The sequence below is a fragment of the Sporosarcina ureae DSM 2281 genome (assembly GCF_000425545.1).
In the GTDB taxonomy this organism is placed as follows: domain Bacteria; phylum Bacillota; class Bacilli; order Bacillales_A; family Planococcaceae; genus Sporosarcina; species Sporosarcina ureae.
Genome location: NZ_AUDQ01000015.1, coordinates 1 through 23473, shown reverse-complemented (window position 1 = coordinate 23473; position 23473 = coordinate 1). Strand labels below are relative to the sequence as shown.

Annotated in this window: 27 protein-coding genes, 5 tRNA genes and 1 rRNA gene; 28 read left to right on the top strand and 5 right to left on the bottom strand. The window is 42.0% G+C overall.

Annotated features, from left to right (window positions below; genetic code table 11):
- Positions 1 to 16 precede the first annotated feature (16 nt).
- Together copZ and H605_RS0113620 are read right to left on the bottom strand one after the other, a co-directional pair.
- Positions 17 to 226, bottom strand: coding sequence for a copper chaperone CopZ (gene copZ / locus H605_RS0113625; RefSeq protein ID WP_029054737.1), 210 nt, complete (start codon positions 224 to 226; stop codon positions 17 to 19).
- 12 nt (positions 227 to 238) lie between these two features.
- Entirely contained in the window at positions 239 to 568 is a 330-nt protein-coding gene (locus H605_RS0113620; protein WP_029054736.1) for a metal-sensitive transcriptional regulator, read from the bottom strand.
- Positions 569 to 800: 232 nt separating this feature from the next.
- Between H605_RS0113620 and H605_RS19010 the strand changes: the two genes are divergently transcribed.
- Complete coding sequence (locus H605_RS19010) at positions 801 to 950, top strand: Lmo0850 family protein (RefSeq protein WP_155979540.1); 150 nt, start codon at positions 801 to 803, stop codon at positions 948 to 950.
- A 69-nt stretch (positions 951 to 1019) separates the two neighbouring features.
- Here the strand turns inward: H605_RS19010 and H605_RS0113610 are convergent, their stop codons facing one another.
- A complete protein-coding gene (locus tag H605_RS0113610; RefSeq protein ID WP_029054735.1) occupies positions 1020 to 1364 on the bottom strand; it encodes a zinc ribbon domain-containing protein YjdM in 345 nt (114 codons plus the stop codon).
- A gap of 74 nt (positions 1365 to 1438) precedes the next feature.
- Positions 1439 to 2623, bottom strand: coding sequence for an FtsW/RodA/SpoVE family cell cycle protein (locus tag H605_RS0113605; protein ID WP_029054734.1), 1185 nt, complete (start codon positions 2621 to 2623; stop codon positions 1439 to 1441).
- A gap of 217 nt (positions 2624 to 2840) precedes the next feature.
- Here H605_RS0113605 and H605_RS0113600 point away from each other — a divergent pair, with 217 nt between their 5' ends.
- The 6 genes from H605_RS0113600 to H605_RS0113575 all read left to right on the top strand — a co-directional run bounded on the left by H605_RS0113600 (position 2841) and on the right by H605_RS0113575 (position 10071).
- Positions 2841 to 3902, top strand: a complete 1062-nt coding sequence (locus H605_RS0113600; RefSeq protein ID WP_029054733.1) for a D-alanine--D-alanine ligase — start codon at positions 2841 to 2843, stop codon at positions 3900 to 3902.
- A 14-nt stretch (positions 3903 to 3916) separates the two neighbouring features.
- Positions 3917 to 5287: a UDP-N-acetylmuramoyl-tripeptide--D-alanyl-D-alanine ligase gene (locus tag H605_RS0113595; protein ID WP_029054732.1), complete on the top strand. Its 1371-nt coding sequence runs from the start codon at positions 3917 to 3919 to the stop codon at positions 5285 to 5287.
- Positions 5284 to 5976: an alpha/beta hydrolase gene (locus H605_RS0113590; RefSeq protein ID WP_029054731.1), complete on the top strand. Its 693-nt coding sequence runs from the start codon at positions 5284 to 5286 to the stop codon at positions 5974 to 5976. The genes H605_RS0113595 and H605_RS0113590 overlap by 4 nt, the downstream gene beginning before the upstream one ends.
- Before the next feature lie 428 nt (positions 5977 to 6404).
- Complete coding sequence (gene cshA, locus H605_RS0113585) at positions 6405 to 7925, top strand: degradosome RNA helicase CshA (RefSeq protein WP_029054730.1); 1521 nt, start codon at positions 6405 to 6407, stop codon at positions 7923 to 7925.
- A gap of 138 nt (positions 7926 to 8063) precedes the next feature.
- A complete protein-coding gene (locus H605_RS0113580; RefSeq protein ID WP_029054729.1) occupies positions 8064 to 8543 on the top strand; it encodes a PH domain-containing protein in 480 nt (159 codons plus the stop codon).
- The gene (locus tag H605_RS0113575; protein WP_029054728.1) at positions 8536 to 10071 is read left to right on the top strand and encodes a PH domain-containing protein; all 1536 of its coding nucleotides are present in this window, start codon (positions 8536 to 8538) and stop codon (positions 10069 to 10071) included. The genes H605_RS0113580 and H605_RS0113575 overlap by 8 nt, the downstream gene beginning before the upstream one ends.
- 225 nt (positions 10072 to 10296) lie before the next feature.
- Here the strand turns inward: H605_RS0113575 and H605_RS0113570 are convergent, their stop codons facing one another.
- Positions 10297 to 10902: a rhomboid family intramembrane serine protease gene (locus H605_RS0113570; RefSeq protein WP_029054727.1), complete on the bottom strand. Its 606-nt coding sequence runs from the start codon at positions 10900 to 10902 to the stop codon at positions 10297 to 10299.
- Between the two features lie 68 nt (positions 10903 to 10970).
- Between H605_RS0113570 and acpS the strand changes: the two genes are divergently transcribed.
- From acpS to H605_RS0113465, 21 genes are all read left to right on the top strand, one after another.
- Positions 10971 to 11327, top strand: coding sequence for a holo-ACP synthase (acpS, locus tag H605_RS0113565; protein WP_029054726.1), 357 nt, complete (start codon positions 10971 to 10973; stop codon positions 11325 to 11327).
- Between the two features lie 95 nt (positions 11328 to 11422).
- Positions 11423 to 12457: a LolA family protein gene (locus tag H605_RS0113560; RefSeq protein ID WP_029054725.1), complete on the top strand. Its 1035-nt coding sequence runs from the start codon at positions 11423 to 11425 to the stop codon at positions 12455 to 12457.
- Between the two features lie 87 nt (positions 12458 to 12544).
- On the top strand, positions 12545 to 13657 hold the full coding sequence (gene alr, locus H605_RS0113555; protein ID WP_029054724.1) for an alanine racemase: 1113 nt from the start codon (positions 12545 to 12547) through the stop codon (positions 13655 to 13657).
- A 155-nt stretch (positions 13658 to 13812) separates the two neighbouring features.
- On the top strand, positions 13813 to 14118 hold the full coding sequence (locus H605_RS19585; RefSeq protein WP_029054723.1) for a hypothetical protein: 306 nt from the start codon (positions 13813 to 13815) through the stop codon (positions 14116 to 14118).
- A gap of 4 nt (positions 14119 to 14122) precedes the next feature.
- Positions 14123 to 14473, top strand: a complete 351-nt coding sequence (locus tag H605_RS0113545) for a type II toxin-antitoxin system PemK/MazF family toxin (protein ID WP_029054722.1) — start codon at positions 14123 to 14125, stop codon at positions 14471 to 14473.
- A 185-nt stretch (positions 14474 to 14658) separates the two neighbouring features.
- Positions 14659 to 15486 (top strand): RsbT co-antagonist protein RsbRA, encoded by an 828-nt coding sequence (locus H605_RS0113540; RefSeq protein WP_029054721.1) that lies wholly within the window; start codon positions 14659 to 14661, stop codon positions 15484 to 15486.
- A gap of 1 nt (position 15487) precedes the next feature.
- The gene (locus H605_RS0113535) at positions 15488 to 15847 is read left to right on the top strand and encodes an STAS domain-containing protein (protein WP_029054720.1); all 360 of its coding nucleotides are present in this window, start codon (positions 15488 to 15490) and stop codon (positions 15845 to 15847) included.
- Between the two features lie 18 nt (positions 15848 to 15865).
- A complete protein-coding gene (locus H605_RS0113530; RefSeq protein WP_029054719.1) occupies positions 15866 to 16267 on the top strand; it encodes an anti-sigma regulatory factor in 402 nt (133 codons plus the stop codon).
- A 13-nt stretch (positions 16268 to 16280) separates the two neighbouring features.
- Positions 16281 to 17285, top strand: coding sequence for a PP2C family protein-serine/threonine phosphatase (locus H605_RS0113525; protein WP_029054718.1), 1005 nt, complete (start codon positions 16281 to 16283; stop codon positions 17283 to 17285).
- Positions 17286 to 17387: 102 nt separating this feature from the next.
- Positions 17388 to 17729: an STAS domain-containing protein gene (locus H605_RS0113520; protein ID WP_029054717.1), complete on the top strand. Its 342-nt coding sequence runs from the start codon at positions 17388 to 17390 to the stop codon at positions 17727 to 17729.
- Entirely contained in the window at positions 17716 to 18189 is a 474-nt protein-coding gene (rsbW, locus tag H605_RS0113515) for an anti-sigma B factor RsbW (RefSeq protein ID WP_029054716.1), read from the top strand. Before H605_RS0113520 ends, rsbW begins: the two co-directional genes overlap by 14 nt.
- Positions 18164 to 18949: an RNA polymerase sigma factor SigB gene (sigB, locus tag H605_RS0113510; protein ID WP_029054715.1), complete on the top strand. Its 786-nt coding sequence runs from the start codon at positions 18164 to 18166 to the stop codon at positions 18947 to 18949. Before rsbW ends, sigB begins: the two co-directional genes overlap by 26 nt.
- On the top strand, positions 18949 to 19545 hold the full coding sequence (locus H605_RS0113505; protein ID WP_029054714.1) for a PP2C family serine/threonine-protein phosphatase: 597 nt from the start codon (positions 18949 to 18951) through the stop codon (positions 19543 to 19545). Before sigB ends, H605_RS0113505 begins: the two co-directional genes overlap by 1 nt.
- A 90-nt stretch (positions 19546 to 19635) precedes the next feature.
- Positions 19636 to 21798, top strand: coding sequence for a Tex family protein (locus H605_RS0113500; protein WP_029054713.1), 2163 nt, complete (start codon positions 19636 to 19638; stop codon positions 21796 to 21798).
- Positions 21799 to 21812: 14 nt separating this feature from the next.
- Entirely contained in the window at positions 21813 to 22265 is a 453-nt protein-coding gene (locus tag H605_RS0113495; RefSeq protein ID WP_029054712.1) for a SprT family protein, read from the top strand.
- A 257-nt stretch (positions 22266 to 22522) separates the two neighbouring features.
- Positions 22523 to 22594 (top strand) — tRNA-Glu (locus H605_RS0113490).
- 52 nt (positions 22595 to 22646) lie between these two features.
- Positions 22647 to 22721, top strand: a tRNA-Gln gene (locus tag H605_RS0113485).
- A 72-nt stretch (positions 22722 to 22793) separates the two neighbouring features.
- A tRNA-Lys gene (locus tag H605_RS0113480) sits at positions 22794 to 22869 on the top strand.
- Positions 22870 to 22947: 78 nt separating this feature from the next.
- Positions 22948 to 23034, top strand: a tRNA-Leu gene (locus H605_RS0113475).
- A 38-nt stretch (positions 23035 to 23072) separates the two neighbouring features.
- Positions 23073 to 23146: transfer RNA gene (locus H605_RS0113470), tRNA-Gly, on the top strand.
- 140 nt (positions 23147 to 23286) lie between these two features.
- Positions 23287 to 23473: ribosomal RNA gene (locus H605_RS0113465) — 16S ribosomal RNA — on the top strand; the annotation flags it as partial.

The following is a 23473-nucleotide window of genomic DNA, read 5'->3' as shown; positions in this document are numbered from 1 at the left end:
CAAGTCACCTTTCTTGTTACGCTTCGACGTCATATCCTTGATCTTCAATAGCCTCTGTCATTTGTTCAACGGTAACAACAGATTCGTCATACTCCACGGCTACGCTATTCGCTTTCAAATCAACCAAAGCACGCTCCACTCCCGATAATTCTGTTAATGCTCCCTCTACTGCTTGTACACAGTGATTACATGTCATACCTTTTACGTTCAATGTAGTTGTAGTCATTTACAATTCCTCCTATTTTCTAATTAATTTAGCTATAGTTTTAGCTAGTTCGTCTAACACTTCTTCGTCACCTTCAGCTAACCTGTTTTTCACACAGCCTTTTAAGTGTCCATCCAATAAAACATTCGCCACACTGTTTAAAGCGGATTGTGTAGCGGAAAGTTGAGTGATAATATCATCGCAATAAACATCGCGCTCTACCATACCTTTTATACCTCGTATCTGACCTTCGATACGGTTCAGGCGATGAGTCAAGTTCGTCTTAATTTCTTCCGGATGATGACTCTTACGGCAAGAAGTTTCCACTTTATTTAGAGAATTATCTTCAGGTAGTAACGTCATTCGTGATTCTCCACCTTTCGTATATATCCACTTTAATATACGTATAGGGGGTATGTCAAAGCATTCGTTTTTACATATTGAGGATAAAAACTTGTGTAAAAGATGAAAATTTTACATAAATGAAAGATTTAAAAGGCAATTAAAGTGGTATAATAAAGACCATAAGAAACTTTTGAAAATCTAGAACTTCACGAGCGATCAAACGTCTATATAACTAACTAGGAAGGTTGAGGTGGAAGAAGTGGCTAAAGAGATGGATTTTAAGAAGATTATTTCCAATTTGGCAAAGCTTGGTGTTTCCGCAAAACTCACAAAATCCAGAAGTGATATGTTGCAAGCATTGGCGCCTGCCGTACAAGCACCACCCGTTCAAGCAAATTAAATAAGAAAGTATACGAAAAGCTCACCCCCGAATATATTCGAGGGTGAGCTTTTCGCGTTAGTTTATGCTTTAAATTTTCTTAACAAACTCCGATTTTAGTTGCATAGCACCAAATCCATCAATCTTACAATCGATATTATGGTCACCGTCGACCAAGCGAATACTTTTCACTTTCATTCCCATTTTCAAAGCGTTGGAACTTCCTTTTACTTTCAAATCTTTAATGACCGTCACAGAATCTCCATCCTGCAACACATTGCCATATGCGTCCTTGATCTCCGGCATACCTGGTTGATCGGATTCTTCCATCGATCCAAGTGTCCATTCATATGCACATTCAGGGCAAACGAGAAGGTTCCCATCTTCATATGTATATTCGGATTGGCATTTTGGACAATTTGGTAAAGTTGACATAAAAAAACCTCCCTTTCCTATACATTCTACACAAGTTGTGAATGTTCGGAAAGGGAGTCGGTATTCATTTACATTTAGTCATTGTCATCCGCATCGAATAAATACGTTCGCTGATGGAACTTCATGCTGAAAATTAAGCCGATCGCCAGCATATTACTAAATAAAGAACTTCCCCCATAACTTATGAAAGGGAGAGGGATACCTGTAATAGGTAACAGCTGAATATTCATTCCAATATTTTCAAATACGTGGAACGTGATCATCGCAATGACGCCAGTACAGACATATACGCTGAACGTATCATGCAATGATAAAGCAACTTTCGTTAAGTGGTAAATTAAAATGAAATACAGTGTGATTACTAAACAAGCACCGATAAAACCATACTCTTCTCCTATTACACTGAAGATAAAGTCCGTGTGATTCTCAGGGATGTATACAACGCGTTCTAGAAAACCTTTACCTGTCAGTTGTCCTGAGCCTATTGCGGTCATCGCATTAATCAAGTTATACCCTTCATCTGTAGGGTAAGAGTACGGGTCGAGCCAAGAATAGACACGTTTGAACTGATAAGGTGAAAAACCAAATTTGTCGAGCATATCTTGTGCAAACAGTGACATCCACAGAATGCCTCCTGCGGCTGCCGCTCCAAATGTAAAGACGGGCACAAGTATTTTCCATGATATCCCCGAAACGATGACGATGGCAGCAGTAATCGAAATGAAGACGAGTGAAGTTCCGAGGTCGGGCTGCTTCATGATGAGACACAATGGAACGACAAGCATTAGCGCGATTTTACCGAGCAACAGTAGGTCTGTAGTAAACGTCCTGTTTAACGAGCGTTCGTTATGTGTGCTAACCAACTTGGCAAGTCCAATAATAAAGAATGTCTTAATGAACTCGGCAGGCTGGATGGTCCCAATGACGGGTAAATGCAACCATCGTTTTGCGCTGTAGCGCATTTCTGCAATTTGCCCCGGACCACCGGGTGCTAACATAAGAAAAACTAACAAGAAAATACCAAAGCCATAGAAATACCAAGCGAACTTTTTATACTGATCGGGTTCAAAATACATGACCATCGCTACGATGAAAGAACCGAGTATATACCATCTCACTTGTTTTAAAACGAAGTTCTGTGTATATTGCTCAGAGGTTTGAGCAGATCCAATGACGAAAAAACTGACAATCGCGAAAAGCAAAATGATAAAGGCAAGTGTCCAGTCAAATCGTTCACCTAGCCTGTTTGTTTGTTTCAATTATGAACTCACCTTTTCTTAAGCTAGTATTCTCTTACTATAATCACCTATTATATCGCAAAACTTTTTAAGAAGTACACCCATTACTAGACGAGTTGTGAAATGATTGGTTTCTACGAGAAGTAAAAAGAATGAAGAACGTGGGTTTTTCATTCATGAATTGGCTCTGTTCGTGGTAAACTGTATGAATGAAAACTACGGAATGTGAGGAGATTACATGAAAAAACGGTTAGGTTTAGTATACGGCGGGAAATCCGCAGAGCATGAAGTGTCGCTTTCTACAGCGCGTGCAGTAACAGAGGCGCTAGATTTAGATAAATATGAAGTACTGCCAATCTATATTACTATGCAAGGTGAATGGTTGAAAGGCGATCCGTTAACTGGACCTGTTTCAAATATTGAGGCATTACGTCTGAAAAGTGAACAACCAAAGCCTGATCATATTGAAAGTTTTTTACAAGGGGATATGCCCGATGTCATTTTGCCGCTACTTCATGGAACGAACGGAGAAGACGGAACAGTACAAGGGTTGTTTGAAGTGTTAAATATTCCATACGCAGGTAACGGAGTTCTTGCTTCTTCAGCAGGCATGGATAAAGTTGTAATGAAACAATTATTCGCTCAAGCGGGGTTAGCGCAAGTTGCATACGTCCACTTCATTCGCAGTATGTGGAAAGAACATGCTGAGCAATTACTAGATCAGGCGGAACAAGAACTTTCTTATCCAATGTTCGTTAAACCAGCCAATCTTGGATCAAGCGTCGGCATCAGTAAAGCGGATGATCGTGAATCGCTCGAAAAAGCGATTGAGCTGGCATTGAAATTTGACCGCAAAATCATTGTGGAACAAGGAATTGTGGCACGTGAGATTGAAATGGCGGTTCTCGGTAACGACCACCCTAAGGTATCGGTAGCAGGGGAAATTCGTCCGGTTGCAGATTTTTACGATTATGAAGCAAAATATAAAGATCAAAGCACGGAGTTATCTATTCCGGCTGAAATGCCGGATACCGTTGCAGAGCATATGAAAGACATGGCAATCCGTGCATTTAAAGTTCTAGACTGTTCAGGACTCGTCCGAGCAGACTTTTTCGTGACAGCGGACGATGAAGTATGGATCAATGAAGTGAATACATTACCTGGCTTCACGCCAACTAGTATGTTCCCGTTACTGTGGCAGAAGTCTGGGTTGACTTATTCTGAATTAATTGATCAGCTAATTGAACTGGCAGTAGAACGGCATACGGAAAAACAGCAACTACAATATACAATGGACTGAGTGGAGGAAGTAACGTGAAACGAAATCTAGTAACGATCCAGCAATGGCTTCAAGCTGAAGGACAGCATATCGCGAACCAACAAGTGACAGGTGTCTGCATCGATTCACGGAGTGTGCAAGCGGGTGACTTGTTTATCCCATTTAGAGGGGAACAAGTGAATGGCCATCAATACGTCAAAGGGGCAATCGAACAAGGTGCAATTGCGGCACTTTGGCTGAAAGACGAACCGAATCCACCAGCCGATATCCCGCTACTGTTCGTCGAGGATTCAGAGCTTGCATTGCAGCAAATGGCCCGTAGCTACCGAAGTGAATTGACGTGTACTGTTATTGGAGTCACAGGGTCGAATGGTAAAACATCGACAAAAGATCTGATTGCGGGCGTCCTGTCACCTTATCGCAAAGTAAAAAAAACAGAAGGTAACTTCAATAATGAACTCGGCTTGCCGCTGACTTTACTGTCTGTTGAAGACGACACGGAAGTTGCGATCCTTGAAATGGGGATGAGCGGCTTTGGAGAAATCTCTTTCTTGTCAACACTTGCTAAACCACAGTTTGCTGTCATAACCAATATCGGTGAGGCACATATGCAAGACCTCGGTTCTCGTGAAGGCATTGCAAAGGCGAAGTTTGAAATCATCGATGGTCTGGTAAATGAGGGTATGTTGCTGTACGACGGCGACGAGCCGTTATTACAAGGATTAGTCAATAGACAATCCGATTTACGTAGCATGTCATTCGGCTACGATCAAGCAGATCTGACTGCGCAGCAAATCACATCTACCGATAAAGGTAGCTCGTTTACTGTAGTTGGTAAACTCGAAGCTCACTTCACGATTCCTGTATACGGTTCTCATCAGGTGAAGAATGCACTGGCTGCGATTGCGATCGCAACAGAGTTGGGTCTGACGGAACAGCAAATCGAAGAATCATTAAGTGAAACAACCTTAACGAATATGCGTATGCAACCTGTTGCGGGAAAAAAAGGTTCACTGATTATTAATGATGCATACAATGCAGCACCTACTTCCATGCGTGCAGCATTCCGTTTTATCGAGGGTACATCCGTTAAAGAAAACAAATGGCTTGTTCTAGGTGATATGCTTGAGCTTGGCACTAATGAACAGCGCTATCACGAAGAGTTGGCGGACGAACTGAAAAAAATGGACCTAAAAGGTATCGCGTTGTTTGGGCCACGTATGAAGTGGTTGTCGGATCAGTTGAAAAATCATCCTATAGATATCATGTGGACAGCGAATGATGCCGAGTTGCTTGCAGATGCGTTGCGCCCAAAACTAACGGATCAGACAGTGGTGCTATTCAAAGGGTCTAGGGGAATGAAGCTAGAACGGATTGTAGAGTTGCTCGCTGAGGAAGAATTGTGACGACAGGCGTCCTCATCATTCACGGATTCACGGGCGGTCCTTTTGAAGTCGCTCCGTTTAAACGATTTCTAGAAAATCATACCCATTGGAAAGTAGTAGTGCCTGTGTTACCGGGGCATGAAATGGATCCAGGCGTACTAAGAGGCTCAGCCAAGTCATGGATGATGGTCGCTGAATTAGAGTTAAGAAGACTACAAAAAGAAGTAGATGAAGTCATAGTTGTCGGCTTCTCCATGGGCGGCTTGATCGCCATGTATTTGGCCATGCGCTATCCGATAAAAAAGCTTATCTTATTAAGTGCTGCGGCGAAATATATTAATCCACGTATTTTATTGGAAGACGCGAGAATCATGATGAGGTCCTTAAAGCGTAAAGCTTATCCTCCCAACTCGTTCTATCATCTGTATAACTATAAGCTGACACATACACCAGTTCGTATGGCCCTAGAGTTTTTACGTGTCGTTCGCTTAGTGCGACCGTATCACCATCAAGTCAAAACGCCTGTTTGTATCGTGCAGGGGAAGCAAGATGGCATCGTTCCTGCATTCACAGCAGACTTATTGTACGAACAACTAGGGTCAAAAGAAAAACATCTGATTTATTCTGAACATGGCAAACATCATATTTGTTATAGCGAAGATCGCCACGTATGGTTCGCAAAAGTACTGAAGTTCATGGATGAAGACTGATTAATGGAACTTAAGCGGATTCGTTGCAGTCTTGTGTAAGCCATGGTAGAATGATAAAAGGAATTGGATACATTTACACGGCACTCTTCCGTTTTAGTTTACGGAGAGTACTTTTTTTGAATAAAACGGTGATTAGTAGGCAAACTAGCAATGACTTGCCGTTATCACCGCTCGGCAAGGACCGAGCTTTCCTTGTATGTCACAGATTTTACATTGTGCTGTATAAAAATCTGGACGCAATTACGATAAGTGTAATTGATATGACTTCTCTCGACCACAAGAATCCTTCTAGAAGATTCTTTTTATAAACCAGAGATGGATATATCGGAAACGCTCCCAATTTTCAAAGTACATGGCTCGAATTTGCCGCGCTTTCATTTGCAGATGTAACCAATTGTCAAATGGAGAAATAAAGGAGATTGAATATTTTGACGAAGTTTTCAGAATTGAATATTAACGAAACAACACAAAAGGCTTTAATACGCATGGGGTTTGAAGAGGCGACGCCAATCCAAGAGGGGACAATCACTTTTGGTATGGAAGGCCGCGACGTAATCGGGCAAGCACAAACAGGTACTGGTAAAACGGCAGCATTCGGTATTCCAATCATTGAAAAATTGGATCCAAAGAGCACGGCAGTTCAAGCTTTGGTCATCGCACCAACTCGTGAATTGGCAATCCAAGTATCAGAAGAAATTTATAAAGTAGGCTATGGTAGCCGCGCGAAAGTACTTTCCGTTTATGGCGGTCAAGAAATCGGACGTCAAATCCGTGCACTTCGTAATAATCCAAATATCGTAGTCGGTACACCGGGACGTATTTTGGACCATATCAACCGTAAAACATTGAAGCTTGATCACGTTCAAACACTTGTCTTGGACGAAGCGGATGAAATGTTGAACATGGGATTCATCGAAGATATCAATACAATTCTTGCAAGCGTACCGGCTGAGCGCCAGACGTTGCTATTCTCAGCAACTATGCCAGCTCCAATCCGTAAAATTGCAGAAACTTTCATGAAAAACCCAGAAATAGTTAAAATTAAGTCCAAAGAAATGACTGTTGAGAACATTGAACAGTTCTTCGTAAAGTCTCATGAACGTGAGAAATTTGATGTGTTATCAAGATTGTTGAACGTTCAACAGCCTGAATTGGCTATCGTATTCGGACGCACAAAGCGCCGGGTAGATGAGTTGGCTCATGCACTAAGTATTCGCGGCTATATTGCTGAAGGAATCCACGGTGACTTGACACAAGCAAAACGTATGTCAGTTTTGCGTCAGTTTAAAGACAATAAAATCGATGTACTTGTAGCGACAGACGTAGCTGCACGTGGATTGGATATCTCGGGCGTAACACATGTTTACAACTTTGACATTCCACAAGATCCAGAGAGCTATGTTCACCGTATCGGCCGTACTGGCCGTGCTGGTAAAAGTGGAGTGGCTGTTACATTCGTAACGCCACGTGAAATGGGTTACCTTCGCATCGTTGAGGAAACGACTAAGAAGCGTATGACTCCCCTACGTCCACCAACTTCTGATGAAGCATTGCTTGAGCAGAAGAAAAATGCAGTGGATTCACTGATTGAAGTAATTGACCAACAAAACTCAGAAGACTACGCTGGATTAGCAGCGCAATTGCTTGAAAAGCATGATGCGAAAGAAATTGTGGCGGCAGCTCTTAAATCATTGACTAAAAATATTGATGAAACACCTGTAAGCATTACAGAAGAGCGTCCATTACCTTCACGCAGACCTTCTTCATCCCGTTCAGGTGGAGGCTATAAAGGTGGTAATCGCAGCGGCGGACGTTCACAAGGCGGACGCAGCAGAAACTTCAGCGGTGGCGGTTCTGGCGGCGGTTCAAGACGTAGCAGCGGACCTCGTGATAGCGCAAGAAGAGATGGCGGTTCAAGACGTAACAGCAGTAACCGTTCAGAACGATAAGAATAGAAAATATAAAATCCGGGTCTGCATTATAGCAGCCCGGATTTTTTTGTCGTGAATATGATATGATCGACTAGAGTAAAATATTTTCATGGTAGTTTGATAAGTATAAGTAGAAATCTGAAAAGAGGTGGATCTGTGAGGCAACAACCTTCAAATCAAATTTCCAGAAAAGGGTTAACTGTTTGGAGATTATATGGAACGATTCAAAGTGTGATCATACTGGCAGTAGCAGTCGGATTAGGTTTTTTATCGTACTTTTTTGATTGGCCAATTTGGATTATGATCGTCGTTACGGTAGTTGTACTATTACATGCATTTTTATCGATTTACTTATTCCCGAAAATTCGTTGGCAACGCTGGCGTTATGAAGTACGTGAAGCGGAAATTGAACTTCAACACGGATTATTCATCGTCAATCGCACACTCATTCCGATGGTCCGCGTTCAGCACGTGGATACAGCAGAAGGACCAATTTTACGTAAGTACGGTCTAGCTTCCATCACGATCTCTACTGCAGCGACTAATCATTCCATTCCTGCGCTCGTGACGGAAGAGGCAGATGAACTACGCAACCGTATATCCACGTTTGCAAGGGTGGCGAAAGACGATGTCTGAACCACGTTATAAACTTCATTGGATATCTGCTGTCGTTGAGACTGCGAACACGCTGAAAGAATTGATTGGTCCATTCGTGATTTTGGTTTTCGTGAATGGTTTCAAAGGAGAAAGTACAGCTCCATGGTATATCCAGTATTGGTCGTTGATTTTATTTGGCGTGCTGATCGTATTCACGTTAGTTTCAGGTATTGTAAAATGGCGTCGTTTTGATTACTGGTTTGAGGATCAAGAATTGCGCATCGTATCGGGTTTGTTTGTGCGGAAAAAGCGTTACATTCCATTCGATCGTATTCAAAGTCTGGATTACACAGAAGGTATTTTTCACCGGCCGTTCCAGTTGGTGAAAGTCAAAATAGAAACAGCAGGCTCATCTTCAGGTAAAGATGCCGAAGCCGAATTAACTGCCATCACGAATGAAGCGGCGCAACAGATTGAAAAAGAAATCAAGCGGGCGAAAAAAGAGAAAGTCCTAGGTCCGGAACCGGCAATATTTGATCAAACAGAGTGGCAATTGATTAGAGACCCGGCGGAAGAATTGCGGGTAGCAAAACAACCAGCGCCAGTAATTTTCTCCATGACGACAGGTGACTTGCTTATGCTTGCGACAACTTCAGGTGGGATCGGGGTTATTTTATCTGGTGCAATCGTATTTTTATCACAAATCGAAGAACTCATTCCGTACGATTGGTTGTTCGGAGAGCTGAAATCGTTCATCCGTATCGGTGTCTTCGTCATTGCGATTTTAGTAGCACTCGGTTTTCTTGTCGTTTGGATACTATCCGTTGCGATGACATTTCTTGCAAATTATGATTTCAAGGTCATGCGTGAGAAAGATGATTTAGTCATCACGCGAGGGTTGCTCGAGAAAAAAAGAGTTACTGTGCCGTTGAAACGAGTACAGAATATCACGATCACTGAAAATCCTCTCCGTCAACTATTCGGCTATGGAGCGGTCATCATCAATAGCGCAGGGGGAGTGGGAGAAGGTTCTAGAATCAAACTTTTCCCGCTAGCGAAACGAAACCGCATCATTGAACCGTTACAGGAGCTATTTCCAAATATAGAATTCAGTGAACCGACAGAAAGAATTGGTGGTAGAGGAAAACGTTTCTACTATCGTTTTAAGTTACTTGTGACATTAATACCGATAGCGATTGTCTCGTACAAATTTTTCCCATTCGGCTTGCTGATGTTGTTACTGCTGCCGTTGGTAGGTTTGCACGGTATTTGGCAATACAAGACAGCGGCTTACACCATCTTGCCGAAACAGTTAACGATGCGTTTTCGGACAATCAGCCGGCAGACGGTGTTTACGGAGAAGAGTCGGATCCAGTCAATGGAGTTGGATCAGAATTATTTCCATCGCAGAAAAAAGGTTGCGACCGTCACGGTCAATGTCAAATCCGGCATGTCACTTGATGCCCCAGCCATTCGCCACATGCCTCAGGAAGACGCAGAAAAGTTCCTGTCTTGGTATGAGTTCCACTTAGAAAGCGCAGAATCGCAAACAAAGCCAGACAACTAAACCTGTCTGGCTTTTGATGCTTAATGAAAGTAAATAAACTGACGGGATAGGGGATTTGCGCTTCGGAGGGGACGTTTCCTGAGGAGTCCCGCTCCTACGATTCAATCCCAGCAGTATAAGTGGAAGATACTCCTTGTTGCGCTTTGAGACTCTGGACAGGTGCTTTAATTTCTGGAAAATACACAGAAAACGGCCAAGCGAACCCTCGCCTGGCCTTGCGTGATACTATTTCTTTCGCCAACTGACGATGTTCTTCGGGTTGAAGAAGCTCAGTCCAATTAGGAATCCTGTGAGCAATCCTGCTATGTGCGCAGTCACGTTGATATTCGTTCCTACAAACGTCATCACAACACTAATGACGATAATCGGCAAAATTACTTGTCTCAACTGCGGAAACGCATGCTTCGTGTAATACACAAGTGCACCAAACGCACCGAACACACCGAAAATCGCACCACTTGCACCGACGTGCGTATAAGCGGCAGGCTGCACGAAGTATGTTGCGATATCGCCGAATAAGCCGGCTAACATATACACTGTAATAAACCGTGCTTTCCCCGCGATTTTCTCAAGCTCTGGTCCGAAAACGAAAAGCGAGAACATGTTAAATAGTAAGTGCATAAAACCGCCATGCAAAAACATCGGGGTTATTAAGCGCCAATACTCTCCATTCGCAATGAGGAAGTTATCTCCCAGGCCAAATAAAAAGAGTTGATTACCAATACCGGGAATCAATGTGTAGATAAATATCCCGATATTTAAGGCAAGCAAAAATGTCACGACGGGATAGGCGCGAACATATTGTGAAAAATTTTCCGTTCGTATAAACATGGTTTCACCTCAATCTTCTGTACTGATTATACATATTATTTAACTTGAAGGGAAAGGAGTTGTTCATTTTGATTCAAGGAATTGGATTAGACATCGTGGAATTGGACCGTGTAGCCCGTTTGGATGGCCGCAATACCAAATTCAGAGAACGGATATTGTCCGAAAGAGAACTACATGTATATGAAACACTAAGTGGCCGCCGTAAAATCGAATACTTGGCAGGCCGGTTTGCCGCCAAAGAGGCATTCTCTAAAGCGCGAGGTACTGGAATAGGAGCAGATTGCAGTTTTCTGGACATCGAAGTCATTTCAGAAGCAAGTGGTCGTCCTGTACTGTACTTTCATAGTCAGCTGGTTCAGGGGTTCGTTAGCATTACACATACCCAAACTGTAGCTGCTGCACAAGTGGTCTTAATGGAACTCTGAAAGCATCTAATTAGAATTTAAAACAAGCTCGCATAATCGATTCATCCCTCTCATAAGATAAGCTACCCGAATTGATTGGAGAAAGGATGAAAAGAATGCGGAAAAAAATTATCTTGTTAACAGTCATCGCAGTTATGTTAGTACTAGGAGGATGCGGTAAACCCTCCAAAGAAGATGTCATGAAGAAACTTAGTAATAAGTGGAACGAAACAAAAGGCTACGAGTTAAATGCTTCGATGGAAATCAAAACAGGTTCAGAGCCTCGGGTGTACAATGTGGAAGTATGGCATACTAAGCCGGAGTTTTACAAAGTAAATGTGACACAATCGGGGAATGAAGAGTCACAAATGATCGTTCGTAACGAAGAAGGCGTATTCGTCATTACACCGTCACTCGGCAAAACCTACAAATTCCAAAGTGACTGGCCGGCACAAAACAGTCAGGGGTATCTGATCGGAACGCTTGCTGAAGATATTAAGGCAGACAAGGCGGCAGTCATGGAAGAAAAGGAAAAAGAGTATATCTTTGAAACGGCGACACGCAATAATCATAAGTCACTTTTACCAACTCAGAAAATTCATATCGATAAAAAGACTTTGTTACCAAATAAGGTGACGATCCATGATGAAGCAGGTGAAGAAAAGATCTCCATTAAGTTCGATAAAATTGCATTGGGTGTAGAGCATAAAGTTGCTGAATATAAGGTGGAAATGGATAAACCAAAAGCAGACGGCGATAAAGCGGATTCTGAAGAAGAAGCAACAGAAGGTGATGGGGAAGCCCAGGCTAAGGTAAATCAACAAACGTACTATCCGGTTGCTAATTTACAAGGTACTACATTGTCAGAAGAAAAGAGTGTGGAAATTGAGAATGGTCAGCGTGTTATCATGACATTCAGTGGGGATAAGGAATATGTTGTGATTCAAGAACCAGCTGAAAAGCCATTGAATGAAATGCCTGTATCCATAGAAGGTGATCCGGTTGATCTAGGATTCGCAGTAGCGGCATTGACAGACCAATCCATTCACTGGGAAGCAAATGGCATGGCGTTCTTTGTTGCATCTGACATGTTAAGCAAGGAAGAACTGATTACTGTAGCGAATTCAATGACAGCAACTGAATCGAAGTAATCAACGGCTGAATCAATTGACTAGACTGTGCCTTTGGATAGATAATTATTGCATGCTACAGTCTATCCTATAACGAGGTGGAAGGAAATGTTCAACGAAACACAATATCGGCCAACACGAGCGGTTATTAACACGGCGGCTATTAAACACAATGCAGAACAGCTTATTTCTTATTTACCTAAAAAAACTAAGTTGATCGCGGTCGTCAAATCAGATGGATATGGTCATGGAGTCGCGCAGGCTGCTTCCGTTGCATTACAAGCGGGAGCAGAAATGTTCGCTGTTGCTACTCCGGATGAAGCTATGACGCTCAGGAAGACACAGCCGACAGCGGATATACTCGTGCTGGGACTTTCACCGGTATCATTTGCGGCAGTAGCAGCACAACATCGCATTATATTAACGGTCACGAGTGAGAGTTGGGTAAAACAAGTGATTGCTCAACAACCATTTGATAATAAATGCAGGATTCATGTAAAAATCGACAGCGGAATGGGTAGAATTGGAGTACGGACTGAAGAAGAGCTTGCTCAATTGGTGAAGTGTATTCAACAGTCCGATCTATCTATTGATGGTGTATTCACACATTTCGCACGTGCAGATGAAGAAGATCGAGAACCAACACGGCGACAGTTTGAGCGATTCATGCGCCTAGTAAATTGTTTGCCTGAAAAACCGCGTCTTATTCATGCGTCCAATAGCGCGGGGGCATTGTTGTTTCCTGAATATGCACTAGATGCTGTCCGTTTTGGCATAAGTTTATACGGAATACCGCCGTCTGATACTGTGGCAAAGCAGCTACCATTTAAACTTAAGCGAGCATTAGCGCTTGAAACTGAATTAACTTACGTGAAACAGATGACTGCTGGTGAGGCGATTAGCTATGGTGGTACGTATGAGGCTGTTGAAGGAGAATGGATCGGTACATTACCGGTGGGCTATGCGGATGGTTTAAAGCGTTCGCTTACAGGTCAGGAAGTACTAATTGACGGCAAGAGGGTACCGATTGTTGGCACCATTTGCATGGACCAATGCATGATCCGATTACCTCGTGAATATCCTGAAGGTGAAAAGGTGGTACTGATCGGTAAACAAGGCAAAGAAGAAATAGCTATAGAAGAATGGTCTGAACGCTTAAACACGATACCCTATGAAATAGCTGTAACATTTTCTACACGGATACCGAGAGTCTATACGTAAAAAAGTCGAAACTATCTATTGGAATATATGACGCAACGATCATTCAATTCGACATTCTACTGACGAAACTAGTATTTCTTGTCAAAACACTTCAAACCTTGTCTTTTCATATTCCAATATAAGTGGTAAGATAGAATTGATATAGAAATAGAGGGATGGGTTTGTCGGAGGTGCTCGATTTGCGTACGGATAAAAACGATAAAAGAATACTTAGTATAGCCTCAACCAGATTGCAACAGCAAAATGAAGACGCAATCTTTCAATGGGAGCAAGTGCAAGAAGATTTCGTTTATACGACAGATGTGAAACATATCGAACATGGTGAAGCTTCCTTATTACGTGAAGCCATGATAAGAGGTTATGTGGAAATGTCGCAAATCAACCTCAACATAGCGGCAGAATGTTTATATGCGGAATTTGAAGCTCAGCATACCGTAGAACGTTGCGTCAGCGGAGGATGAAAAGTTGGCAATTAAACGCGGAGACGTCTTTTTTGCAGATTTGTCACCTGTAGTCGGTTCTGAACAGGGTGGGACTAGGCCGGTACTGATCATCCAAAATGATATTGGTAACCGATTCAGTCCCACAGTGATTGTAGCAGCCATTACTGCACAAATTCAAAAAGCAAAATTGCCGACACATGTCGAAATTACTGCGGCCCGGCATGGATTCGAGCGGGATTCAGTCATCCTGCTCGAGCAAGTCCGCACAATCGACAAGTCAAGGCTTACAGACAAAATAACTCACTTAGACGATGCGTTAATGAAACAAGTCGACGAAGCGTTACAAGTAAGCTTCGGACTTATTAAATTTTAGCATACATATTCCAACAAATTTTATTGCGGATGGCGCCAGTAACTAATGGCTGCTTGAAACACTATAGCCAATTGGTTATAGTGTTTTTTTATAGTAAATTCGAAAAAAACGACAAAATACATGTAGTTTGCAGCGAAATTCGATACAATGGAGATAACTGAAGATGTAGGGAGGAACAAATAACGATGAACGAAGTCATGAGAAAAGGTATAGTTGAAAATATAGATACAATTACGACGCGTTGGGTAGAGGAGATGAAAGAGAACGCAGATGAACGTTTTCTGGAATTAATGCCAGCGCCTGTAGTAGCAACAACTAGTAGGGAGTTTACAGAACTGATGACATCCAATCTAACGTACCGCGATACAGTGGACAAGGCACGTTTGGATGAGTTCACGGAAAAAATCATTCATTTTGGATGGTCTATTAAATTCATCAATCGGGCAATTGATACGTTTTCTTCTGTCGTATATAATCTATTCTTTGAAACGGGGATTTTACAAGAGTCTAACTTACGCGAAGGGATTAACATCTTCTCGAACTGGATCAATCCGTTAAGAGAAAGCATTATTGAAGAATACTCCACAAAGTGGGAACGTACGGATATTTTGCAGAAGATTGCATTGCAAGAACTATCGGCTTCATTAATTCCTGTTTTCGACAAGATATCTGTCATGCCGTTAGTCGGTACAATCGATACGGAACGTGCGAAATTGATCATGGAGAATTTATTGGAAGGCGTTGTCAAGCAGCGAGCTGAAGTCGTATTACTTGATATTACAGGTGTTCCAGTAGTAGACACGATGGTTGCACATCATATCATCCAGGCGGCAGATGCTGTTCGTTTAGTAGGTGCAAAATGTATGCTAGTCGGTATTCGTCCGGAAATTGCGCAAACTATTGTAACGCTTGGCATTAATCTTACAGATTTCTCGACGACTAGCACGTTACGCAGAGGTATGCAAAAGGCGCTTGAAATGACAGGTCGAACAATTGTGGAGGAGGAAATGTAGTATGAAGATGCGAATCCCGATTCTAAAGCTAAAAGACACATTGATTGTATCTATTCAAGTAGAGCTTGACGATCAGACAGCATTACAATTCCAAGAAGATTTATTGAATCAACTGCATAAAACGTCTGCACGAGGCGTTGTGATTGATTTGACGCCAATCGACTTTATTGATTCATTCATCGCTAAAGTACTTGGAGATGTTATTCATATGACAAGTCTAATGGGTGCGAAAGTTGTTATCACAGGTATTCAACCATCTGTAGCTATCACGCTAATTGAATTAGGCATCCGTTTAGAGAACGTGACAACTGCATTAGATCTAGAGAATGGGCTAGAGAAATTGACTAGAGAAATTGACTAGAGAATTGGAGGCCTGACCATGGAACACAGGTCTTCTATAGAGATCAAGACAGAATGGGATATTGTTGCTGCTAGACAATTAGGACGTAATGAGGCGAAAAGTACGGGTTTTGGGACAGTCGACCAAGCTAGAATTACGACTGCCATTAGTGAATTAGCAAGAAACATATATCTTTACGCAGGAAAAGGTCGAATCGAAATTGTGCCTATTACAGTAGGTGTACGGGTGGGATTACTAATTACCGCTACCGATGAAGGACCGGGAATTTCTGATTTACAAAAAGTTATGACAGATGGATACACGACGTCTGGAGGGCTAGGTGCAGGAATGCCAGGAGTCAAACGATTGATGGATGATTTTCGTGTAGAAACAGAAGTGGGCGTAGGTACCACTATTACAGCGACTAAATGGTTGCACTAGGAGTTGAAGGGTATTGCCACAAGAGGCGGGTAGGCAGTATAAGCAAATGCTGGAGAATTATCTGCACTCCAAAGGGGAAGAAGCTCTCTATTTGGGACAGCAATTCAGCCGCAGCTTCATAGAAAAGAATATCGCGCCGGAAGATGTCATCAGTATTCATAAAACGTCTATTGAAGAACTGATTAAAGATATGCCGGCCGATGTCAGCGTATCTTTCGATTTTTTAATTGAAATGATGATTCATTATGGACTAGCGCTAAAAGAACACCAGAGCTTAATCCGCAAACAAGAAGTCATTCAAACAGAGATGGATATTGCGGTGAGAGTACAAAGTACTTTGCTACAAACAACAACTCCTATGTTGGAGGGTCTGGATATAGGTTGGATCTCCAAGCCATCGAAGCAAATGAACGGTGATTATGTATACTTTCTAAAAGAAACTGAACAAGAAGTTTGCTTGGCGGTTGCCGATATTATCGGCAAAGGCATGTCTGCAGCTATGCATATGTCCATGGTGAAGTTTGGCATGGATAGCTTGCGGTATGAGAAAAGAAGTCCTTTTGAAGTATTGAGCTTTATCAATAAAATGGTGGAGCAAAGCATTGCTGATTCTATGTTCATTTCTATGTTTTATGGAAAATACGATACAGAAAACTCGGTATTCCGTTATTCTTCAGCTGGGCATGAGCCCGCTCTCTTTTATCGTGCTTCTGAAGATTCGTACAGTTTGCTAGAAAGTAAAGGTCTGTTACTTGGCGTTCAAGCAGAAGCGGTGTATGAAGAACGTACTGTGCGTCTCGAAGAAAATGACTTTATTGCGATTATGACGGATGGTGTAACGGAAACTAGAACAGATAAAGGCTTCATTGAAATGGATGTTATAGAGAATCTATTGCACGAAGTACGTTTGGAAAGTGCACAAGCAATGGTTGACTATTTATTTAATGAGCTATCTAAAATGCAGAATTATGAACTGCACGATGACTTCACACTTGTGATTTTGAAAAAAACAAATTGAAGGTTTAAGAAGTCTAAGAATGGGTATAAAACAATGAGTGTGTAGTGGATATAACTATGCTATACATTCATAGAAAATAGAGAAAGCGATCGGGGTGGCGAAATGAATTTACAAGTTGAGCAAGTTGATAAAGATCTCGTACATAATTTTAAAGTTATCGGAGAAATCGATATATATACAGCGCCAAAATTGAAAGAACATTTGGCTACTTTAGAGTTAGTAGAAGGAATCGAAGTGGAATTAGACTTATCTGAAGTAAATTATATGGACAGTACAGGTTTAGGCATATTTGTCGGATTCTATAAAGAAGTAAAAGCGCATAACGGGAAATTAGTTATTAAAGGACTAAACCAACGCCTTTACCGATTGTTTGAAATTACGGGCCTCAGTGACATTATGGAGATTGAACAATCTAAAGGTGGCGAAGATAATGCAAGCGTTTGATTACATTGAAATAAAGGTTCCGGCAAAAGCCCAGTATGTAGGTGTAGCTCGTTTAGCTATATCAGGTCTTGCAAGTCGTATTGGATTCACATATGACGAAATTGAAGATTTGAAGATCGCGGCAAGTGAAGCAGTGACAAATGCTGTGCAACACGCGTATAATGATGAAAAAACAGGTGAAGTGATTTTGGGGTGTGCCCTTTATAAAGATCGCCTGGAAATTGTTGTGACAGATCATGGTCAAAGCTTCGACTTTGAAGAAACAAAGAAAAAAGTCGGCCCATATCAAGATTGGAATGAGGATTCACCTCTTAGAGAAGGTGGCTTAGGACTTTACTTGATGGAAACATTAATGGATGAAGTCAAAGTTGACCATGGGGAGGGTGTCATTGTTTTCATGACCAAATATTTGGGCAGAGAGCGGGGAGAGGACCATGTCAAATCAACAGTCTTCTCGTGACAGTGAGACAAAAGAGCAAGTCATTAAATGGATACATGAATATCAAGAGAATAATGACGACCATGCGCAAACACAACTAGTCCTGCATTATGAGCGACTAGTACACTCCATCGCGCGCAAATATTCCCGTGGGCAATCTCATCATGAAGATATTGTGCAGGCGGGAATGCTCGGACTGTTAGGAGCAATTCGGAGATATGATCCTGAGCAAGGACGGAACTTCGAAGCGTTTGCCGTACCGACAATCATCGGGGAAATTAAGCGATTCCTTCGTGATAAAACCTGGGCAGTTCACGTACCGAGACGAATCAAAGAGTTAGGGCCGAAGATAAAAGCGGCTGTTGAAACGTTAACGACTGAATTTCAGCGTTCGCCAATGGTCTATGAAATAGCAGAATATCTTGGTACCGACGAAGAATTAGTACTTGAAGCGATGGAAATGGGCAGAAGTTACCAAGCGCTGTCGATTGACCATACACTGGACGCGGATTCAGAAGGTGGAACCATTACACTGCTTGATATCATTGGTGAAACTGATGGCGGTTTTGAAAAGACAGATCAGCGTATGCTTGTTTTGAATGCACTGAACGTTTTAAGTGAACGCGAACGTCAAATTATCCAGTATACATATATCGATCAGATGAGCCAGAAAGAAGCTGGAGAATTACTGGATATTTCCCAAATGCACGTTTCAAGACTGCAACGCAAAGCAATTAAGAAGTTACAAGAAGTAATCCTAACAAGTGGTGGTGCAAATTAGTGGAGACTTTTGAGAATGACTATGTAGAGGCATATATATATCAACAGTCTAAAAAGGGTAATAAAGATTCAGGGGATGCATACTACATTCATTCAGAAGAAGATTATTTTATTTGTGCTATTGCAGACGGTTTAGGCAGTGGAACAGAAGCAAAAGAATCGGCTGAAATTATTCCACAGGTCTTACAGATGTATCATCATGAATCACCTGACGATTTGTTACTGCGTTGCAATAAACAAATGTTGCATAAACGCGGAGCGGCAGTAGGGATTGTAAAAGTGTATTTTAAACAGCAGACCATAGAATATAGTTGTGTCGGTAACATCCGGATCTATATTCTACAATCCAATGGTCAGATGATTTATCCCTTACCAGTAATGGGCTATCTGTCCGGAAGACCCCAATCGCCTCGTACACAAAGATACCCTTATAATAAGAATGATCGGTTCTTTCTTCATTCTGACGGTGTGAATTTGCGAAGTCCTAAAAAGTACTTACAAGAAAACTCCACTCCGTATCAATTGTATAAAAAGGTTGAACGGACGATTGAAGATGACGACGATGCAACATTCATCGCAGCTAGCCTGCTTCATTAGGTTGAAGCGGCTTTTTTGTGTTTGAAAATAAATAGTTGCAGAAGGAAAGCGTATTGGAAACATGCTATTATATGGAAAGGGGAAAGGGTGATGGAATTGTCAAAAGATTATATGGAAGCAACAGCAAGTCGTGCGGGAGTTAGTAAGCACCAAACGGCAAGTGTCATCGCACTATTAGAGGAAGGCAACACTGTACCTTTTATTGCGCGGTACCGGAAGGAAGCAACTGGCTCGCTCGATGAAGTACAAATCAAGGATATTGAAGATGCTTATCATTATATAAAGTCGCTTGAACAGCGAAAAGAAGAAGTTCTGCGTTTAATCGATGAACAAGGAAAGTTGGATGATACGTTAAAGGCAGAGATTGAACGTGCAACTGTATTGCAGCGAATCGAGGACTTGTATCGCCCTTATAAACAGAAACGACGTACTAAAGCAATGATTGCGATTGAAAAAGGCTTGGAACCTCTCGCTGATCAATTAATGCAACAGTCATCCGAGAACATTGATTCTGCAGCACAAGCCTATATCAATATTGAAAAAGAAATCCTTACCGTAGAGGATGCGTTAGAAGGTGCTAAGTTCATCATTGCGGAGAGAGTATCGGAAGACGCAACAATACGAGAGAAAATCCGTAAAATCACATGGGCATCTGGGAAATTAACAGCTACTATTAAAAAAGGTGCAGAAGATGAGCGGAAAGTTTTTGAAAACTACTACGAATATGAAGAGCCACTCAGTAAAATCGTGCCTCACCGCGTTTTAGCGATTAATCGGGGAGAAAAAGAAGATGTATTGCGTGTGGGGGTAAGTTTCCCAGCAGATCGTGTCATTGGAGATCTCGAGCGTGTGTATCTAAAACGACACCCTTCTTCATCTGCAACGTATATTAAAGAAGCGTTAGAGGATTCTTTTAAACGGTTAATTGCGCCTTCGATAGAAAGAGAAGTACGAACGACGTTAACCGAAAAAGCAGAAACGCAGGCAATTCATGTGTTTTCGGAAAACCTGCGTAGCCTTTTATTACAACCACCATTGAAAGGTAGAACAGTACTTGGTGTAGACCCTGCATTTAGAACAGGGTGTAAACTTGCGGTAGTGGATGAAACAGGAAAGTTACATGATATCTCTGTCATCTATCCCCATCCACCAAAGCCACAAAAAGAGGCATCAAAAAAAGTACTACGCGATTTATTAAATAAATATCCAATATCCATTATCGCGATTGGTAATGGAACTGCTTCCCGTGAGACAGAAAAGTTCATCGTCGATCTAATTAAAGAAGTGGACGAGCCGATTTCCTATGTAATTGTCAATGAAGCAGGTGCGAGTGTCTATTCAGCATCTGCAAAAGCACGAGAAGAATTCCCAGACTTGCAGGTAGAGCAAAGGAGTGCTGTATCCATCGCACGAAGACTGCAAGATCCGTTGTCTGAACTTGTTAAAATTGATCCTGAATCTATCGGCGTGGGACAATACCAGCATGACGTTGCGAAAAAAAATCTGACCGAATCACTTTCATTTGTTGTGGAAACAGCGGTGAACCGAGTGGGGGTTAATGTCAATACCGCTTCCTCTTCGCTGTTACAGTATGTGTCGGGTCTGTCAAAAGCCGTTGCGGAGAACATTGTTAAAGCAAGAGATGAAGCAGGTAAGTTCACAAAACGTACAGAGCTGAAAAAGGTACCAAGACTCGGTGCGAAAACTTACGAACAGGCAATTGGCTTCTTGCGTATACCAGAATCAACAGAGCGCTTCGACTCGACAGGCATTCACCCAGAGAGTTATAAAGTGGCAGAAGCTGTATTGAAAGAATTGCAACTCGACAAATCACAGCTTGGAACAGAAGGAGCAACGGCTGCTCTCGAACACGTCGATATCCCGCAACTTGCTGCGCAGCTGGACGTAGGAGAAATAACATTGCAAGATATTATCCAAACATTGCAGCGTCCGAATCGCGACCCGCGAGATGATTACCCGCAACCTTTATTAAAAGCAGATGTACTTGATATCAAAGATGTATATGAAGGAATGGAAATGCAAGGAACAGTGCGCAACGTAGTGGATTTCGGTGCATTTGTAGACATTGGCGTATCAGAAGATGGGTTAGTGCACATCTCCAAAATGAAAAAAGGTTATGTGAAACATCCATTAGACGTAGTTGCATCCGGTGATATTGTTACTGTATGGATTGATTCTGTCGATCGTCAAAAAGGGCGAATCGCATTATCTATGCTTCCTCTTAAGAAATAAAGGAGAGAATCAGCATGTCAGAAGAATATTTACAGCAGCTGGTTGAGCAGATCTCATTGGAAATCTTCCACAAACCGTTTGTCCATCAAGCGATTTTTAATAGTAGGCTGCGGACGACGGGTGGTCGCTACAAGTTAAGTAATCATTTTATAGAGATCAACCCATTGGTTATTAAACTTCATGATGAAGAAGAATTGATCGGGATCATTAAACATGAACTTTGTCATTATCACCTTCATATAGAAGGAAAGGGATATAAACACGGGGATCCGGATTTTAAACAGCTACTGAAAGAGACAAATTCACCCCGTCATTGCAAACCGCTTACGGAACGTAGAGCGAAAAGTACAATCATCCATCTATATCGTTGTACGGCTTGCGGGCTGGATTATCCTAGGCGCAGAAGAATGGATTGCACGAAGTATCGCTGTGGAAAATGTGCAGGGGAGATCTCGAAAGTGAAGTAAAGCGTGAAAGGCATTCAATCATAACGATTGGATGCCTTTTATACAATCTGATAAAAAGAAGTGAAAGACGGCTTTGTAGCTTATAAAAATTATAAACGGAAAGGTTGTCATATCAACGTTTTAAGGCATATTGAAAAGTTATTTAAAAAAGATTGTCCAAAAAGGTTGACGAACGGCAACACCCTGTCTATAATAGTAAAAGTCGACTAAGACAAGCGCAACAAACCATTCGCTTGCTGAACCGACATTACCATTAAGGCCCCTTGGTCAAGCGGTTAAGACACCGCCCTTTCACGGCGGTATCACGGGTTCGAATCCCGTAGGGGTCACTTTTAATAAAACGAACAAATCCCTGAAGATTTGATAGCGAGTTATCATTGATGGGGTATAGCCAAGCGGTAAGGCAACGGACTTTGACTCCGTCACTCGTTGGTTCGAATCCAGCTACCCCAGCCATTTCTATTGCGTGGTACATGCTTTAGAGAGATCAAAGGTATTTGGGACAAATTGTTCCTTTCATTTTAACATGAGCCGTTAGCTCAGTTGGTAGAGCATCTGACTTTTAATCAGAGGGTCACAGGTTCGAATCCTGTACGGCTCACCATTCATTTTAAAAAGAATTCAAGAAAGTTCTTGACTTATTAAACTGAAGGTGTATACTAGTAATTGTCGCTGAAACAAAGCGGTAGTGGCGGAATGGCAGACGCGCTAGGTTGAGGGCCTAGTGGGGGTTAACCCCGTGGAGGTTCAAATCCTCTTTACCGCACCAAACATTCTCAACCGTTACAATTTAATTACAACTTATACGCGGGTATAGTTTAGTGGTAAAACCTCAGCCTTCCAAGCTGATGATGGGAGTTCGATTCTCCCTACCCGCTCCATTATTTTAAAGAATAAATGAACCTTGAAAACTGAACAGCAAAACGTTAACGAAATACAGTTTATGCATCTAACGATGACATAAACAAAATGAGTATCTTAATTGATGCCAGCAAATGAAACTCGAGCTAATCGAATTTCTCTTATGGAGAGTTTGATCCTGGCTCAGGACGAACGCTGGCGGCATGCCTAATACATGCAAGTCGAGCGAACTGTTGGAAGCTTGCTTCCTTCAGTTAGCGGCGGACGGGTGAGTAACACGTGGGCAACCTGCCCTTCAGATGGGGATAACTCCGGGAAACCGGGGCTAATACCGAATAATCCATTCT

Excerpts from the sequence above, each read along its gene's own strand:
- copZ (WP_029054737.1), bottom strand. The coding sequence starts at position 226 with ATGACTACAACTACATTGAACGTAAAAGGTATGACATGTAATCACTGT.
- H605_RS0113620 (WP_029054736.1), bottom strand. The coding sequence starts at position 568 with ATGACGTTACTACCTGAAGATAATTCTCTAAATAAAGTGGAAACTTCT.
- H605_RS0113610 (WP_029054735.1), bottom strand. The coding sequence starts at position 1,364 with ATGTCAACTTTACCAAATTGTCCAAAATGCCAATCCGAATATACATAT.
- H605_RS0113600 (WP_029054733.1), top strand. The coding sequence starts at position 2,841 with ATGAAAAAACGGTTAGGTTTAGTATACGGCGGGAAATCCGCAGAGCAT.
- H605_RS0113575 (WP_029054728.1), top strand. The coding sequence starts at position 8,536 with ATGTCTGAACCACGTTATAAACTTCATTGGATATCTGCTGTCGTTGAG.
- H605_RS0113570 (WP_029054727.1), bottom strand. The coding sequence starts at position 10,902 with ATGTTTATACGAACGGAAAATTTTTCACAATATGTTCGCGCCTATCCC.
- H605_RS0113560 (WP_029054725.1), top strand. The coding sequence starts at position 11,423 with ATGCGGAAAAAAATTATCTTGTTAACAGTCATCGCAGTTATGTTAGTA.
- alr (WP_029054724.1), top strand. The coding sequence starts at position 12,545 with ATGTTCAACGAAACACAATATCGGCCAACACGAGCGGTTATTAACACG.
- H605_RS19585 (WP_029054723.1), top strand. The coding sequence starts at position 13,813 with ATGGGTTTGTCGGAGGTGCTCGATTTGCGTACGGATAAAAACGATAAA.
- H605_RS0113540 (WP_029054721.1), top strand. The coding sequence starts at position 14,659 with ATGAACGAAGTCATGAGAAAAGGTATAGTTGAAAATATAGATACAATT.
- H605_RS0113535 (WP_029054720.1), top strand. The coding sequence starts at position 15,488 with ATGAAGATGCGAATCCCGATTCTAAAGCTAAAAGACACATTGATTGTA.
- H605_RS0113530 (WP_029054719.1), top strand. The coding sequence starts at position 15,866 with ATGGAACACAGGTCTTCTATAGAGATCAAGACAGAATGGGATATTGTT.
- H605_RS0113520 (WP_029054717.1), top strand. The coding sequence starts at position 17,388 with ATGAATTTACAAGTTGAGCAAGTTGATAAAGATCTCGTACATAATTTT.
- rsbW (WP_029054716.1), top strand. The coding sequence starts at position 17,716 with ATGCAAGCGTTTGATTACATTGAAATAAAGGTTCCGGCAAAAGCCCAG.
- sigB (WP_029054715.1), top strand. The coding sequence starts at position 18,164 with ATGTCAAATCAACAGTCTTCTCGTGACAGTGAGACAAAAGAGCAAGTC.
- H605_RS0113500 (WP_029054713.1), top strand. The coding sequence starts at position 19,636 with ATGGAATTGTCAAAAGATTATATGGAAGCAACAGCAAGTCGTGCGGGA.
- H605_RS0113495 (WP_029054712.1), top strand. The coding sequence starts at position 21,813 with ATGTCAGAAGAATATTTACAGCAGCTGGTTGAGCAGATCTCATTGGAA.